Source organism: Pseudomonas sp. SDT291_1_S447 (genome assembly GCF_054070155.1).
The window spans coordinates 1-223 of record NZ_JBSVXS010000430.1; the positions used below are offsets into that span (position 1 = coordinate 1).

A 223-nucleotide genomic window follows, 5' to 3' on the forward strand; every position below is an offset into this window, starting at 1 on the left:
CTCGCCGACCGCCTGCGCAGCAACGGCAAAAAACCGTACCTGGTGCCGATCGGCGGCTCCAATGCCCTCGGTGCATTGGGTTACGTGCGCGCCGGGCTGGAGCTGGCCGGGCAGATCGAAGACAGTGGCATCGAGTTCGCCGCCGTGGTCTTGGCCTCCGGCAGCGCGGGGACGCATAGCGGCCTGGCGTTGGCCTTGAGCGAAGTATTGCCGAACCTGCCCG

At 67.7% G+C, this 223-nt stretch carries 1 protein-coding gene; it reads left to right on the plus strand.

Annotated features, from left to right (window positions below):
- A partial coding sequence (locus ACW9IR_RS30235; protein ID WP_457466284.1) for a pyridoxal-phosphate dependent enzyme occupies positions 1–223 on the plus strand: 223 nt, incomplete at both ends.